Below are 15,325 nucleotides of genomic sequence, written 5' to 3'. Positions count from 1 at the left end.
CCCGGGGGGGGGCGGTTTGGCGTTGGGGGTTTTGGTGCGGTTGGGGGCGGGGTGCCCCGACCCGCCCGTCGGGCGCGGGCGCCGCCGGGGTGCGGCGGGGGCCGCGGGGGCCGCCCCCGCCCCGCGACGTGAGGCTCACCATGACACCGGCGTAACTGCCGCATCGGCGCCACGTCCTCGGGCCGGGCCGTCACACTGCCCGGCCCGGCGGACGCCGTAGTCGCTCTCGTACCGCGTGCGCTACGACGAGCGCGGCGTACGTCTCCGCAGGATCCGCCTCAGACGTAGACCACCGGGATCGGGCCGTCGACCCCCGGGTGCCGGCGTCGGTCGATGACCTCGATGGTCTTGCCGAACTGGGGTGAGCGCGGTGGTCTTTCCTGTCCCCGCTGCGCCGGACAGGATCAGGCCCCGGCGGGCGCTGATCGCGTACCGGTTGAGCAGGGTCAACCGCCTGCCGGCATGGACGACAGTCCGCAAGGTCGCGGCCACCGTCAGGCGGGTGTGGTGGTCGAGGCAGCCGTCGTCGTAGTCGAGCCGTCGATCGTCGTCCAGGTCGGCGAGTTGGTGCTCGGTCAGGAGGACGTGGCGGTATCGGGACAGCCAGCGCAGGTTCACCCGGTAGGGCTGGTGCAGGTCACCGACGTGACGGAACTGCCATCCCACCTCTTCGCAGACCCGCGCGGTGAACGCGAAGACCTCGGCGGTGTCCTCGTCGACCAGGTCCTCCGGCCGCACGTCGACAACCACACCGGTGCCGTCCAGCAACCGCGCGAAGTAGTCCGGTGTATGCCCGCGCTCCCGCTCGCCGTCCGTCCAGGTGAGGCGGAAGGGCTGCGAGGCGAGCCCGACGACAGCGGGGTCGAAGTCCAGCGCCTTCGCCGAGTCCCGCTCCACTCGCGAATCGTCGCCCACCTGAGTTCGCGAGGTCGCCGCCCAGTACTCACCGGTGAAGTTCTTCTGCCCCATGGACGAGGCGAACGGCCGCACGGGCGAGGGCAGTTCGAAGACTTCGCCCCACCAGCGCGCCATTGGGCCGCAACGCTCGACACCGCCGGCGTCGACGAACCCGACCTCGACGCCCGAGGCGCACTCCCGGGCAGAGTCCCTCAAGGCCGAACCGTCCACCGGCACCCCAGCCGCGATCTCCCCTTCACCGCGAGGGTGATGCACCCTGCGGCGGCTCATGACAGAGAGCTGGTTGTCGTCACTCGAAGAGGTGACAGCCCGTCTCAAACAGTCTGGTCGACGCAGGCCAGCAGTGGTGTGACCCACCCGAGGACGAGGCGGTGGCTCCCTGCGAGCTCACTCACGACTGGAGAGAGGAGCGCGTAGCTCCACCCGGAGTCGGATGGACGTGTCGATGGGCAGTCCCAGGCCGGCGTGGCGAAGATCCTTTGAGTAGCGTGCGATGAGGTCCAGATCCCGTAGTTGCCGCTGCAACTCGGAGGTGAGCGCCTCGTCCGTGTCGACGGGGAGTTCGTCTTCTTCCTGCTCAGCCAGGTACTCAAGGTGCTGGTCGATCGCCTCAACTGCCCGGTTGCTGTTCCATACGGCGAATTCCTGGCAGGTGAACAGGTAGGCATGTGCGGCGTACAAGGTCGCCGCTGCGGCGGACTCGTCCGCGTCATCCGGCCCGTCCTGGCCGTCGTTGTGGCAGTACTCGCTGAGTATGTACTCGCCGACACCGCGCTTGACCGCCGAGAACGCTGTCGAGTCGCCCAGGACCCCCTCCCACACGGAATTCAGCAGCGGTCGCAGGCTCACGGTGAACGGCGCCTGCTCCTCCTCCGGCAGTGCCTCGTGCCAGCTCATCAGGCGTTCCGCGATGCCGGCGGCGAACACGCCACGCTCGCCGGACGTCACCGCCTTCAGCCGCTCTTCCACCAGCGCCGAAAGCTCCTGCCACGTATCCATTCGAGCCACCCCAGAGTCGCGATTCCAGCGTGCCCACGCCGGCCAGGGCGATCATCGCAGTCACCGGTGACAACTCCGCACACGAGCCCCAGCCGCCTCCGCGCTCAATCGGCGAGGGCAGCCTCCCGCCGGGCACGTGTCTGGCGGACCGGATCATCGGAGACGCCGAGCGAATCGGACCAGATCATTTGAGACCGGGACCAGATCGGCTGAGACAGGACAGAGTGGACGACTTGCTCGATGAGAACGGTCAGGCATTGACCTGTCGCCGTGGAGGTTGAGTGATTCTCATCGAAGGTTGAGCGGTTCTGCTTGACCCCTATCGCATTATTCGGGGTCAATGCCGCTTCGACGCGAGGTCGGATTCGTGGTGGGCTTCGCCCGGGCCGCCACAAAGGCGCCTCCGCTGAGCAGGGCGTCGCGCGCTGGACCACATGCCGTCGTCTGCTCGCCGAGCAGCGCGGCGAGATCTTCACGCGTCATGCCCTGGCCTCGCGCGTTGGGTCCACTTCGGGAGCCGGGCGGGTCCAGAGTGTGAGGTCGCTGCTGGTGGCAATGGCGAGGGTGCGTCCGGACGGCGAGAAGCCTGCAGCCCGGAATTCTGAGTAGTTGGAGTCGAAGATGTGCCACCAATGATCACCATGTGGTCCATCGTGAGGCATTCCTCCGTCTGTGGAGAGCAGAACGCGGTGGTGGGGCCACTCGGGGCTGACGACTTCCAGGCTCCAGCCGTCAAGGGTGGTGGTGTGGAGGCCGCCTCCGAAGAGTCCGGCGATGCTCACTCGGGTCCCGGCGACAGGTCCGAGTCCGGGGCAGGTGAGATCGGGCATGGCGTCGGGGGTGCTGTCATCTGGGTCAGGGTCGCGGTCACGGGCGATCTTCTCGCCCGTGGTGGTGTCGAAGAGGCCGTGCCCGTCAACGGAGACCACCATGATGAGGTCGCGATCAGTGTCGGGAGCGACGGCGAAGCCAATGCCGAGAAGGCCACCTATGGGGGTCCGCCGGTCCAGGACTGTGCGCCAGGGGGTCGGTGGCGGAGTCTCGGGGACCGACATAATTTTCTCACGCAACTGCTGCTGATATTCCGATATCATTGATTCTCTCTGGTCTCGTTATCGCGGTTGGCTCGTTCTTTTTCCGTAGCCGGTAGAGCCGGTTTCGACAGGCTGATGAGTGAGCTGATTCCGACCTGTCGGCGATGTCCGCCAGTTGGGCGGCTCTGCAATGCGATGAAGCTCCTGATAGGAGGTGTCACGACCAAGATGCAGCGTGCCTTACCAGGAGCTTCGCGTGCTTGCCTACCCGTCGTCGATTGATCTGTCCAGCCGTACCTTGCGGTACCTGAGTGCTCGGCTGCATGCCCGGCGGCGGGAGACCGGGACGCGTCGGCGGCGTCTGTCCACAGGGCGACAGGCCTTGCTCACCTCGGCCCACCTGCGGTGCGGCGATACGTATGCCCAGCTCGCCGCCGGGTTCCGCATCGGCATCGCGACGGTCGATCGCCGCATGCGCGAGGTGGCCGACGTTCTGGCCGCCCTCGCCCCGACCCTGACCGAGGCGATGAAGACCATCCGGAGCAAGGCGTTCGTGATCCTGGACGGCATCCTCCTGCCGATCGACCGGATCGCCGCCTTCGGTGACATCGCTCAGTCTTCGATGACACCGCACAGGCATGCCCTGACATGACCCGTCCGCGGTCATGTACTAGAGTTATCTCGACATCGAGATATATGCCGAAGGCGCACAGCGGGCCGCCGCGCAGTAAGGGCTACCTAACTAAGCCTTACCTTAGCGGATGGTCGGGTGGCTGAAGGCGGCACCACGCGGCGCCCGCCGAAGTGAGGCGCGGCGCGGAGTTACGCGCACATTGATGAAGGAGACTGTCGTGTCGGCGAACAGCTTCGACGCCCGCAGCACGCTGCGCGTGGGCGACGAGTCGTACGAGATCTTCAAGCTGGACAAGGTCGAGGGCTCCGCGCGCCTCCCTTACAGCCTGAAGGTGCTGCTGGAGAACCTGCTCCGCACGGAGGACGGCGCGAACATCACCGCCGACCACATCCGTGCGCTCGGCGGCTGGGACTCCCAGGCCCAGCCCAGCCAGGAGATCCAGTTCACGCCGGCCCGCGTGATCATGCAGGACTTCACCGGTGTGCCCTGTGTCGTGGACCTCGCCACCATGCGTGAGGCCGTCAAGGAGCTCGGCGGCGACCCGGCGAAGATCAACCCGCTGGCCCCGGCCGAGCTGGTCATCGACCACTCCGTCATCGCCGACAAGTTCGGCACCAACGACGCGTTCGCGCAGAACGTCGAGCTGGAGTACGGCCGCAACAAGGAGCGCTACCAGTTCCTGCGCTGGGGTCAGACCGCCTTCGACGAGTTCAAGGTCGTCCCCCCGGGCACCGGCATCGTCCACCAGGTGAACATCGAGCACCTGGCCCGCACGGTCATGGTCCGTAACGGCCAGGCGTACCCCGACACCCTCGTCGGCACCGACTCGCACACCACCATGGTCAACGGCCTCGGTGTGCTGGGCTGGGGCGTCGGCGGCATCGAGGCCGAGGCCGCGATGCTCGGTCAGCCGGTCTCCATGCTCATCCCGCGCGTCGTCGGCTTCAAGCTGACCGGCGAGCTCCCGGCCGGCACCACCGCCACCGACCTCGTGCTGACCATCACCGAGATGCTCCGCAAGCACGGCGTCGTCGGCAAGTTCGTCGAGTTCTACGGTGAGGGCGTCGCCGCCACCTCCCTCGCGAACCGCGCCACCATCGGCAACATGTCGCCGGAGTTCGGCTCCACCGCCGCGATCTTCCCGATCGACGACGAGACGCTGAAGTACCTCCGTCTGACCGGCCGCGACGCCCAGCAGGTCGCACTCGTCGAGGCGTACGCCAAGGAGCAGGGTCTCTGGCTCGACCCGGCCGCCGAGCCCGACTTCTCCGAGAAGCTGGAGCTCGACCTCTCCACGGTCGTCCCCTCCATCGCCGGCCCGAAGCGCCCGCAGGACCGCATCGTCCTCGCGAACGCCAAGGCGCAGTTCGCCCAGGACGTGCGCAACTACGTCGCGGACGACGAGGAGGCGGGCAAGGAGTCCTTCCCGGCCTCCGACTCGCCGGCCACCCACAACGGCGTCCCGTCGAACCCGGTCACCGTGACCGCCCCCGACGGCACGACGTACGAGCTCGACCACGGCGCCGTCACCGTCGCCGCGATCACCTCCTGCACCAACACCTCGAACCCGTACGTCATGGTCGCCGCGGCGCTCGTGGCGAAGAAGGCCGTCGAGAAGGGCCTGACCCGCAAGCCGTGGGTCAAGACCACCCTCGCCCCGGGCTCGAAGGTCGTCACCGACTACTTCGACAAGGCGGGCCTGACCCCGTACCTCGACAAGGTCGGCTTCAACCTCGTCGGCTACGGCTGCACCACCTGCATCGGCAACTCCGGCCCGCTGCCGGAAGAGGTCTCCAAGGCGGTCAACGACCACGATCTGGCCGTGACCTCGGTGCTCTCCGGCAACCGTAACTTCGAGGGCCGGATCAACCCCGACGTCAAGATGAACTACCTGGCGTCCCCGCCGCTGGTCGTCGCGTACGCCATCGCCGGTTCGATGAAGGTCGACATCACCAAGGACGCCCTCGGCGTCGACCTGGACGGCAAGCCCGTCTTCCTCGCCGACATCTGGCCTTCCGAGGCCGAGGTGAACGACGTCGTCGCCAACTCCATCGGCGAGGACATGTTCAACAAGTCCTACCAGGACGTCTTCGCGGGCGACGCCCAGTGGCAGGCGCTCTCGATCCCGACCGGCAACACCTTCGAGTGGGACGCCGAGTCCACCTACGTCCGTAAGCCCCCTTACTTCGAGGGCATGACGATGGAGACCACCCCGGTCTCCGACATCACGGGCGCCCGCGTCCTCGCTAAGCTGGGCGACTCGGTCACCACCGACCACATCTCCCCGGCCGGTGCGATCAAGGCCGACACCCCGGCCGGCAAGTACCTCACGGAGCACGGCATCGAGCGCCGTGACTTCAACTCCTACGGCTCGCGCCGTGGTAACCACGAGGTCATGATCCGCGGCACGTTCGCCAACATCCGCCTGCGCAACCAGATCGCGCCGGGCACCGAGGGCGGCTTCACCCGCGACTTCACCCAGGCTGATGCGCCGGTGTCGTTCATCTACGACGCCTCGCAGAACTACCAGGCCGCCGGCACCCCGCTCGTCATCCTGGCGGGCAAGGAGTACGGCTCCGGCTCGTCCCGTGACTGGGCGGCCAAGGGCACCGCGCTCCTGGGCGTCAAGGCCGTCATCGCCGAGTCCTACGAGCGCATCCACCGCTCGAACCTCATCGGCATGGGCGTCCTCCCGCTCCAGTTCCCCGAGGGCCACACCGCCGAGACCCTCGGCCTGACCGGCGAGGAGACCTTCTCCTTCACCGGCGTGACCGAGCTGAACGACGGCACGACCCCGCGCACGGTCAAGGTCACCACCGACACCGGTGTGGAGTTCGACGGCGTCGTCCGTATCGACACCCCCGGTGAGGCGGACTACTACCGCAACGGCGGCATCCTGCAGTACGTGCTCCGCAGCCTGATCCGCAAGTAGGGATCAGCGGCAGTACGGCGAGAGGGCCGCATCCCCGGCGACGGGGGTGCGGCCCTCTCGCACGATCCGGACGAGAGGTCCGGGTCAGGTCCGGGTCAGGTCCGGGTCAGGGAACCCGCCGTCGCCGGTCCGGCGTGGCCCGCTGTCGTGAGCCGGTGGATGCCGTGCAGCTGGGTCATCACATCGCGCAGCGAACGGCAGTCCCGCGGACCCGGGCCCGGCGCCGGGCGCGCGGTGCGGTGGCCGTCCTCCAGGGCGTCCGCCAGCACGGACAACGCCGTCGTCACGCGCTCCACGTCGCCGGACGGGGGCCGCGGCACCCCGTTCTCCACCCGCAGCGCGCACGCGGTCGCCGCATCGACGACCAGCTCGGCGGCCACCGTCACCGCCGACCAGTCGTGGCGCCGCCCGCCGAACGGACCGGGCAGCTCGGCCGCGACGGTCTCCGCCGCGGCCCGCGCCTCGGCGAGCGCCCGGTACGCGGCGCTGCGCAGCGCCAGCCCCTGTACGTCGCTGCGCTGCCCGCCCCCGGCCGGGTCCGGCGCGTCCAGCACATGGCGCAGATACCGCTCCGTGCAGCGCAGTGTCACGGCGAACCGGTGACCGGCCCGTACCCGGGGATCGGCCACCAGCGGCAGATGGCCGACGAGCAGCACGATGACGCAGGCCAGGAACGTCTCCAGCAGCCGGGAAGCGGCCGCCTCGGTGTCACCCGCGGTGTGCACGAACGACAGCACGAGCACGGTGATCACCGCGGTCTGGAACGCGAAGTGGCGGGTGGAGAGGGGGACCAGGGCCCCGGCCACGACGACCACCGCCACGACCAGCGGCCGGCCGAGGCCGCCGAGCGCGGCCATGAGCGCGACGAAGCCGAGGACCCCGGCCACGGTCCCGGCGAACCGGTTCACCACCCGTGAGAACAGCGGGCCCATGTCGGGCTTCACCAGGAACGCCGCGGTGGCGGGCAACCAGTACCAGTGGTCCTCGTGCAGCAGCAGCGCGACGGCCGCCGTGACCGAGACGCACAGCGCCACGCGCAGCCCGTACTCGCGTCCGGCGGGTGTGAACAGACCCGGGCGGGGACCGGATTCCGGGCCGGGCGTCCGGGGGCGCCCGGGGTTCCGCGCGGCGTGCGCGCCGGCCGTCGTCCGGTCGAAGACCACCGCGGCCTCCAGCACCGCCCGGTCGAAGGCGAGCCGCTCGACGGTGTCCGGCCGCGGGCTCGGCAGCGTACCCGCGGGTCCGCCGGAACGGACTGCCGCGGCCAGCCTCCGGGGCCCCTCGGCCACCGTGTCCGGGACGGGCCGGCCCTCCCACAGCAGTGCGATGCTCGCCTCGCAGAGCGCGACCCCGGCACCGAAGCGTTCGGCGAGGGCCCGGTCCGCTCCGCCGGCCCGGCGCGGCCAGGGCAGCAGCCGCATCAGCCGCAACGCCTCGTCGGCCTGCTGCTGCGCGGCGACCAGCGCGCGCCGGGCGGCCGGTGCCCCCGGCCCGCCGAGCGCGCCCAGCGCGTCCGCGAGCGCGTCGAACACCGCTGCGACGGCCTCGCGTTCGCCGCTCCGGCGCATCGCGCTCCGCGACCGCGGGGTGCGCAGCAGCAGCCGCAGGACGACCAGCCAGCCCGCACCGGACAGGAAGCACAGTGCCTTCAGCCACGCAGGTCCGGCCAGCGGCATGCCCATGCCGATCGTCGTGGCGACCAGCATCTGGAGTGCGGCCGCCGACCACACACCGCCCCTGGCGCTCAGAGCCCCGGAGACCCAGCCCACCAGGAAGAGCACGGGAACCGCCGCCCATCGCCCCGTCGCGTCGGCGACCAGTGCGCCGGCGAGCAGCCCGAGCGATCCGGCCGCGGCCGGCAGCCCTATGTGGACGAGCCCCTTGCGGCGGGTTCCCGGACGGTCGTTGACCCCGGCGAGCATCGCCCCGAGCGCGGCGAGAACGCCCGGCCCCGCCTGCCCGACCGCGATACCGGCCCCGAGCAGCGGGCCGGCCCCGAGCGCGCCGCGCACCATGGCGGTACGGGGCACGGGGGCCCGGCGCAGACGGGTCACGTGAGTGAGCCAGGCGGGCGCGTGGCGCCGCGACCTGGAGCCGTCGGCCCGGATTGCCGGAACGTGCACCGCAGACCTCCTCGTTCGCCGGACCAAGGGGTCCGGGGGCGGGTGGAGCGGGCGACGGCGGCCGCGTACACCGCGAACGTAACAGCGGGACTTGTCGGGCGGGCTGCGGCGGTGTTTCGGGCGTGTGATCCTTCGGTACGGTCCGCTGCCCCACGGCGGCACCGGCACGAAACCGCAGGTCGTCCGCAGGGTCGCGCACGGCATCCGGGCGCGAGGCCCTACGCTCGAAGGCCTGATGACCATCCATCCCACCTCGCCCGGCGCCAAGGCCGGAACCGAGTCCGTGCGCCGTAACAACCTCGGCCTCGTCCTGCGTGCCGTCCTGGAGGAGGGCGAGGTGACCCGCGCCCGGGTGGCGGCCCGCGTGGGGCTGACCCGGGCCGCGGTCTCCTCGCTCGTCGAGGAGCTGCTGGCGCTCGGCCTCCTGACCGAGTCCGGCAAGACGTTCAGCGGAAGCGCCGGACGTCCCGGCACCGTGCTGAAGGTTTCGGACACCGGTCCGGCCGGGCTCGGCGTCGAGATCAACATCGACTACGTCTCGGTGTGCGCGGTCGGGCTCACCGGCACCGACCGGGTCCGCGTCACCGAGCACATCGACAACCGGAACACCCCGCCGGCCGAGGTCCTCGCCCACGCGGCCCGGCTCACCAACCGGGTCATCACCTCGACCGGCGAGCAGGGGCTGCGGGCCGTCGGCGTCGAGCTGGCGCTGCCCGGGCTCGTCTCCGGCGGCATGGTCCGCCAGGCACCCAACCTGGGCTGGTACCGCGTCGCGGCCGAGGGCATCTTCGGCCAGGCGCTCAGCACACTGCGGCCGGCCGGCCGGGCGCTGGCGGTCAGTTCCGACAACGAGGCCAATCTGGCGGCCCTCGCCGAGCTGTGGTTCGGCGGCCTGGGTGATGCCGGCTGCTTCCTCTACCTCACCGGCGAGATCGGCGTGGGCGGCGCGCTGGTGCTCCATGGCGAACTGCTGCGCGGCGCCCACGGATTCGCCGGGGAGGTCGGGCACGTGGTCGTCGACCCGGAGGGGCCGCTGTGCGGGTGCGGGGCGCGGGGCTGCCTGGAGCAGTACGCCGGTCAGGCGGCGCTGCTGCGGTCCGCCGGCATCGACCCGGCCGCGGGTGTGCGCGGACTCGGCGAGCTGGAGAAGCGGGCGAGGGCGGGCGACCCGGAGACGCTGGAGGTGCTGCGGGCTGCCGGGGACCGGATGGGCGTGGTGCTGGCCGGGGCGGTCAACCTCTTCGATCTGGACACCGTCGTGCTGGGAGGCATCTACCGCGACCTGATGCCGTGGCTCGCGAAGGCGGCCGACGCACAGCTCGCGGACCGGGTGGTGTCGGGCCGGTGGCGCACCGACGGCAGCGGGCTGCGGGCCTCCTCGCTCTCCGGCGACGCGGCACGGGGCGCGGCGGCCCATGTGGTGCGCGGGGTCCTGGCGGACCCGGCGGCGTACGCGGCGCGCTGAGCGCAGGGGGCCCGCGTAAAGGGAACCCGTACAGAAGCGCCCACCCACAAGCCCGTACAGCAGCGCCCGCGCAGCAGACCGCCCCCGTCCGCTTCGAGGGCGAACGGGGGCGGCCGAGGGACGGGCGAGGGACGGACCAGGCTACTTCCGGTGTGCCGCGATCAGCTCCTGGTACCAGCGGTAGCTGTCCTTCGGTGTGCGCTCCAGCGTGTCGTAGTCGACCCGGATGATCCCGAACCGCTTCGCGTAGCCGAGTGCCCACTCGAAGTTGTCCAGCAGCGACCAGACGTAGTAGCCGCGCACGTCGACGCCCGCCTCCATCGCCGTCCGCAGCGCCGTCAGGTGCGTCTGCAGGTAGGCGACCCGGTCCGCGTCGTGCACCGCGCCGTCCGCGTCCACGGTGTCGAACTCCGCCGAGCCGTTCTCCGTGATGTGCACCGGCGGCAGCGCGTCGCCGTACGTCTGCTTCAGCGCGGTCAGCAGGTCGGTGAAGGACTCGGGCACGACCGGCCAGCCCATCGCCGTCTTGCGGACGCCCGGGTACTCGCCCTCGCTGTACCGGTTGTCGGTGGCGACCCGCAGCGCCGGGTCGGCCTCGCGGTGCGGGGCGGCGGCGACGACGATCGGGCGGTAGTAGTTGATGCCCAGGAAGTCCATCGGCTGGGAGATCAGCTCCAGGTCGCCCTCGCGCCGGAAGTCCTGGGCGGTGATGAGCTCGCCCCAGGTCTCCTCCTCGGTGACCGGGTAGCGGCCCGCCAGGATCGGCTCGGTCCACACCAGGTTGTGCTGGGTGTCCGCACGGACGACCGCGGCCAGGTCGGCGTCCGACTCGGTGGCCGGGACGTTGCGGTCCAGGTTGAGCGTGATGCCCGCCTCGCGGACGCCCGCCGCGCGCAGCGCGGTCATCGCGTGGCCGTGGCCGACCAGCAGGTGGTGCGCGGCCGCCAGGGCGCCGCGGCCCTCCTTGGCGCCCGGTGCGTGCCGCCCGACCGAGTAGCCGAGGAACGCGCTGCACCACGGCTCGTTCAGCGTGATCCAGCGCGGCACCCGGTCGCCCAGGTGCTCCGCCATGATCGCCGTGTACTCCCCGAAGCGCTCCGCGGTCTCGCGTACCCGCCAGCCGCCCTTGTCCTCCAGGGCCTGCGGCAGGTCCCAGTGGTAGAGGGTGGCGGCCGGCTCGATGCCCGCTTCGAGGAGCTCGTCGACGAGCCGGGAGTAGAAGTCCAGGCCCTTGGCGTTGACCGCCCCGCTGCCCTCGGCCTGGATGCGCGACCAGGCGATGGAGAAGCGGTACGAGTCCACACCCAGGCCGCGCAGCAGCGCCACGTCCTCGGGGTAGCGGTGGTAGTGGTCGCAGGCCACGTCACCGGTGTCACCGCCGTCGGTCTTTCCGGGCGTGTGGCTGTAGGTGTCCCAGATGGACGGCCCGCGGCCGTCTTCATCCACGGCGCCCTCGATCTGGTACGAGGCCGTGGCCGCGCCGAAGACGAATCCGGGCGGGAAGACCGGGAAGTCACTCATGGAAACCCTTACTTGACCGAGCCGCTGGTGATCCCGGCGGCGATGTACTTCTGGGACAGGACGAGCAGGACCGCGGCGGGCACGGCCGAGAGGACCGAGGCGGCCATGACCGAACCCCAGTCACCGACGTGGGCGCCGATGTACTGGTAGATACCCAGCGTGATCGGCTTGACGTCGTCCGTGGTGTTCAGCGTCAGGGCGAACATGAAGTCGCTCCACGCGTAGAGGAACGAGAACAGCCCGGCGGTGATCAGCGAGTTGCGGCTCATCGGCAGGACGACCTGGATGAACGTACGGATGCGGCCGGCGCCGTCGACCTCGGCGGCCTCGATGACCTCGCGCGGGATGGACACCATGAACGAGCGCATCAGCACGATGGCGAAGGGGATGCCCAGGGAGGCGTCCGCCAGCATCAGGCCGAAGTAGGAGTTGACCAGGCCGAGGTCCACGTACGCGCTGTACAGGGCGTTCGCGATGACGATGCCCGGCACCATCTGGGTGATGAGGGTGCCGAAGACGATCGTCCTGCTGCCGCGCAGTTTGAACTGTGCCAGGCCGTACGCCGCCGGTGCGGAGATCGCCAGACAGATCGCCACGGCGCCGAGCGCCACGGCCAGCGAGGTCAGCAGGTTGCCGCCCTGGTCGGCGAGGGCGGAGGTGAAGCCGGAGAAGTCCACGCCCGTCGGGACCGGGCCGACATCGACCAGGCCCGCGTCCGGCTGCAGCGCGGTGTTGATCATCCAGTACAGCGGGAACAGCATCACCGCGAGGGCGACGAGGCCGAACACGGTCGCTCCCCAGCGGCGCTTCGGCCGGTGGACGGCGGCGGGAGCCGGGGCGGCGGGGATCTGGGTGGTGGTCGCCATGCCGGTCACTTCCCCTCGTTGCGGTTGACCCGCAGGTAGAACACCGCGAAGACGGCGGAGATCAGGATCAGGATGTTGCCGACCACGGCACCGGCCCCGAAGTCCATCTGGACGAAGGAGTTCTGGTACGTGAGCGTGCCGAGTGTCTGGGTGGAGTCGGCGGGCCCGCCGTCGGTGAGGGCGAGGACCAGGTCGAGGATCTTGACCGTCGACATGAAGCCGAGCACCAGCACCACGGTGATCACGGGCTTGAGCATGGGCAGGGTGACCGAGCGGAACGTACGCCAGGCGTTCGCGCCGTCGAGCGAGGCGGCCTCGTGCAGTTCCTTGGGGACCTCCTGGAGGCCGCCGTAGAGGATCACCATGTTGAACGGGATGCCGATCCAGATGTTCACCAGGATCACCGAGATCAGCGCCATGCTGGTGCTCGTCAGCCACGGGGTGTCACCGGGGAGGCCGACGGTGCCCAGGAAGGAGTTGAGGACACCGGTGTCCTGGTCGAAGATGCGCCGCCACACGATGCCGGAGACGACCATCGGGACCAGCCACGGCAGCAGGATCAGCGAGCGCAGGATTCCGTTCAGGGGGAAACGGCGGGTGAAGAAGACGGCGAGGGCCAGGCCGATGCAGAACTGGCCGACGAGCGATCCGACCGTGAAGAGGATCGTCTGCCACAGGGCCTTGCCGAACAGCCCGTCGTTGAAGACGTTGCTCCAGTTGTCGAAGCCGTTGAACGGCGCCTCACCGGTGAAGAACGTGGACGGCGAGTAGTCCTGGAAGCTCATCACGATGTTGCGGACGAGCGGGTAGCCGAAGAACAGCGCCATGAAGATCACGGCGGGGGCGATGAACCCCCACTGGGCGAGCGTCCTGCGCCGCTTGGCGCTCCGCGGGTTCACCGGCTTCTTGGCCGTAGCGGCCGCGGGGGCCTTCGGGTCGGCCGGCAGCGCGGCGGCCGAGGCTGTGGTGGATGACATGGTTCGTTACCTCAGTTCCCGCTCGTGACCTGCTGCTGGGCGCGCTTCAGGGCGGCCTCGCTGGACTCACCGGTGAGGGCGGACTGGAAGGCGCTCTGCAGGGCCAGCGAAACGGACGACCACTGCGCACCGAGCTTGGCGGTACGCGAACGGGCCGTGGCGACCTGGTCGGCGAGGGCGGCCAGCTCCGGCGCCTTCGTGCGCCACACGGCGGCGGCCTTCGCGTTGGCCGGGACCATCCAGCTGTTGATCGCGTAGGTGATCTGCTCCTGCTCGCCCGCCATGCAGCCGATGATCCGGGCGGACATCTTCTCCCGCGCCTCGTCACCGGTGTTGGGCACGGTCAGCACCCCGCCGCCCAGCGGACCCACCGAGTCGTCGCCCGCCTCCGGGACGGGGATCTGGGCGATGCCCCAGTTCAGCCCCTTCTTGGCGTTGAGGCTCTCGACCTGCCACGGGCCGTTGATCATCATGGCGGCGTTGCCGGCCATGAACTGGTCGTTCACATCGGCCTGGGTCCAGTTGACCGTGGACTTGGACAGCGAGCCGTCCTTGAGCAGGCTCTTCCAGTAGTCCAGCGCCTCTGCCACCTGCGGGCTGTCGAGCTTCGTCTCGTCGCCGCCGTTGGACCACATGAACGGGGTGAACTGGAAGACGCCGTCCTCCGCGCCGCCCGCGCTGAGTGCCAGGCCGTACCGCTTGCCCTGGGTGAGCTTCTTCGCGGTCGCCTGCATCTCGGCCCAGGTGGTGGGCACCTTCAGGCCGGCCTTGTCGAGGGTGTCCTTGTTGTAGAACAGCGCCAGGGTGTTCACGGTGCGCGCCGCCCCGTAGTACTTGCCCTCGTACGAGCCGAAGTTGACGATCCCCTCGGGGATGTCCGTCGTCGTCAGACCGAGGTCCTTCAGCGGGATGAGCCCGCCCGCCTCGGCGAACGTCGGCATCTCCGAGGCGTCCAGCTGGAGCACGTCGGGCAGTGACTTCGAGGAAGCCATCCGCAGGGCCTTCGTCATCACCTGCGAGGCCGGGACACTCTGCTGCTCGATCTTCACCCCGAGCGTCTTGCTGCACCGGGCCAGCGTCTGGGCGTCCCAGCGGTGGTAGGACTCGTCGGTCGACGAGTTCATGACGGTGTACACGTCCGGGTCCTGCTGCTGCCCGCAGCCGGACAGGACGACGCCGCCGAGCAGCGCGGAGACGACGGTGAGCGGGACGACGACTCGCCGGTGATGACGGCGGCGCGGCTGGAGCATGCCGTCCGGAGTAGGTGCTGTCACGATGGTGCCCTTGCGTGAGAGGGGTGCCGGCCCGGGGGGACCACTGTGTCCCGACGAGGTGGATCGATCCGCCCGGGTACGGGTCCGGCAGGCCCGTACCCGGGGAGTGGGGGTGTCCGGCGGCGACGGTCCGCGCCGGACACCCCGGGGCGTCAGCTGACGCCGAGCAGGTGCTCCATGGCGAGCTGGTCGAGCGCCTCGAACGCCATCGAGCGCTGGGCGGCGCCGTCCACGTCGAAGTCCTCGAACGCGGAACGGTCCGCGAGCAGGGCCTTGACGCCGTCGGCGGCGGTGGGCTGCGCCAGCTCGTCCAGGCGGGAGGCGGCGAGCGCCTCCTTGACGGCCGGGTCGGCGCGGAACGCCAGTGCGCGCTCCTTGAGGATCAGGTAGTTGCGCATGCAGTTCTTCGCGGACTCCCAAACCCCGTCGATGCCGTCGGTGCGCACCGGCTTGAAGTCGAAGTGCAGCGGGCCCGCGTAGTCCGAGCTCTCCAGCAGGTCGACGAGCCAGAAGGCCTGGCGCAGGTCGCCGGCGCCGAAGCGGAGGTCCTGGTCGTACTTGATGCCGGACTGGCCGTTGAGG

At 70.0% G+C, this 15,325-nt stretch carries 11 protein-coding genes and 1 pseudogene; 3 read left to right on the top strand and 9 right to left on the bottom strand.

Translation table 11 applies throughout. The annotated features are described in order from the left end of the window. Nucleotides 1-240: 240 nt before the first annotated feature. The 3 genes from ABT025_RS37460 to ABT025_RS37450 form a co-directional block, all read right to left on the bottom strand. Complete coding sequence (locus ABT025_RS37460) at nt 241-1,113, bottom strand: TnsA-like heteromeric transposase endonuclease subunit (protein WP_351003149.1); 873 nt, start codon at nt 1,111-1,113, stop codon at nt 241-243. Between the two features lie 192 nt (nt 1,114-1,305). Then, nucleotides 1,306-1,917 (bottom strand): hypothetical protein, encoded by a 612-nt coding sequence (locus tag ABT025_RS37455; protein WP_351003148.1) that lies wholly within the window; start codon nt 1,915-1,917, stop codon nt 1,306-1,308. 479 nt (nt 1,918-2,396) lie between these two features. Then, a complete protein-coding gene (locus ABT025_RS37450; RefSeq protein WP_351003147.1) occupies nt 2,397-3,011 on the bottom strand; it encodes a hypothetical protein in 615 nt (204 codons plus the stop codon). A gap of 196 nt (nt 3,012-3,207) precedes the next feature. Here ABT025_RS37450 and ABT025_RS37445 point away from each other — a divergent pair. Together ABT025_RS37445 and acnA are read left to right on the top strand one after the other, a co-directional pair. Further along, nucleotides 3,208-3,549, top strand: a pseudogene (locus ABT025_RS37445) (helix-turn-helix domain-containing protein); the annotation flags it as partial. A gap of 253 nt (nt 3,550-3,802) precedes the next feature. Then, on the top strand, nt 3,803-6,517 hold the full coding sequence (acnA, locus tag ABT025_RS37440; RefSeq protein ID WP_351003146.1) for an aconitate hydratase AcnA: 2,715 nt from the start codon (nt 3,803-3,805) through the stop codon (nt 6,515-6,517). Nucleotides 6,518-6,612: 95 nt separating this feature from the next. Here acnA and ABT025_RS37435 read toward each other — a convergent pair whose 3' ends face one another. Then, nucleotides 6,613-8,640, bottom strand: coding sequence for an FUSC family protein (locus tag ABT025_RS37435; RefSeq protein WP_351003145.1), 2,028 nt, complete (start codon nt 8,638-8,640; stop codon nt 6,613-6,615). Nucleotides 8,641-8,875: 235 nt separating this feature from the next. Between ABT025_RS37435 and ABT025_RS37430 the strand changes: the two genes are divergently transcribed. Next, a complete protein-coding gene (locus ABT025_RS37430; protein ID WP_351003144.1) occupies nt 8,876-10,105 on the top strand; it encodes an ROK family protein in 1,230 nt (409 codons plus the stop codon). Nucleotides 10,106-10,246: 141 nt separating this feature from the next. On the opposite strand, the gene ABT025_RS37425 is transcribed toward ABT025_RS37430, so the two are convergent. The 5 genes from ABT025_RS37425 to ABT025_RS37405 form a co-directional block, all read right to left on the bottom strand. Continuing rightward, nucleotides 10,247-11,626, bottom strand: coding sequence for a GH1 family beta-glucosidase (locus ABT025_RS37425; protein ID WP_351003143.1), 1,380 nt, complete (start codon nt 11,624-11,626; stop codon nt 10,247-10,249). An 8-nt stretch (nt 11,627-11,634) separates the two neighbouring features. Beyond that, a complete protein-coding gene (locus tag ABT025_RS37420) occupies nt 11,635-12,492 on the bottom strand; it encodes a carbohydrate ABC transporter permease (protein WP_351003142.1) in 858 nt (285 codons plus the stop codon). A gap of 5 nt (nt 12,493-12,497) precedes the next feature. Further along, on the bottom strand, nt 12,498-13,469 hold the full coding sequence (locus tag ABT025_RS37415; protein WP_351003141.1) for a carbohydrate ABC transporter permease: 972 nt from the start codon (nt 13,467-13,469) through the stop codon (nt 12,498-12,500). A gap of 11 nt (nt 13,470-13,480) precedes the next feature. Next, nucleotides 13,481-14,719 carry an ABC transporter substrate-binding protein gene (locus tag ABT025_RS37410; protein WP_351003150.1) on the bottom strand — a complete coding sequence of 413 codons (1,239 nt, stop codon included), beginning with the start codon at nt 14,717-14,719 and terminating at the stop codon, nt 13,481-13,483. Between the two features lie 176 nt (nt 14,720-14,895). Further along, nucleotides 14,896-15,325 (bottom strand): apurinic/apyrimidinic endonuclease family protein (locus ABT025_RS37405; protein WP_502972124.1); only part of this gene is annotated, 430 nt, incomplete at its 5' end.

The sequence above is a fragment of the Streptomyces sp. NPDC002809 genome, from assembly GCF_040295435.1.
Taxonomy (GTDB): Bacteria; Actinomycetota; Actinomycetes; order Streptomycetales; family Streptomycetaceae; genus Streptomyces.
Note: the sequence above shows the minus strand (reverse complement) of the source record. Positions and strands in the feature narration are given on the sequence as shown.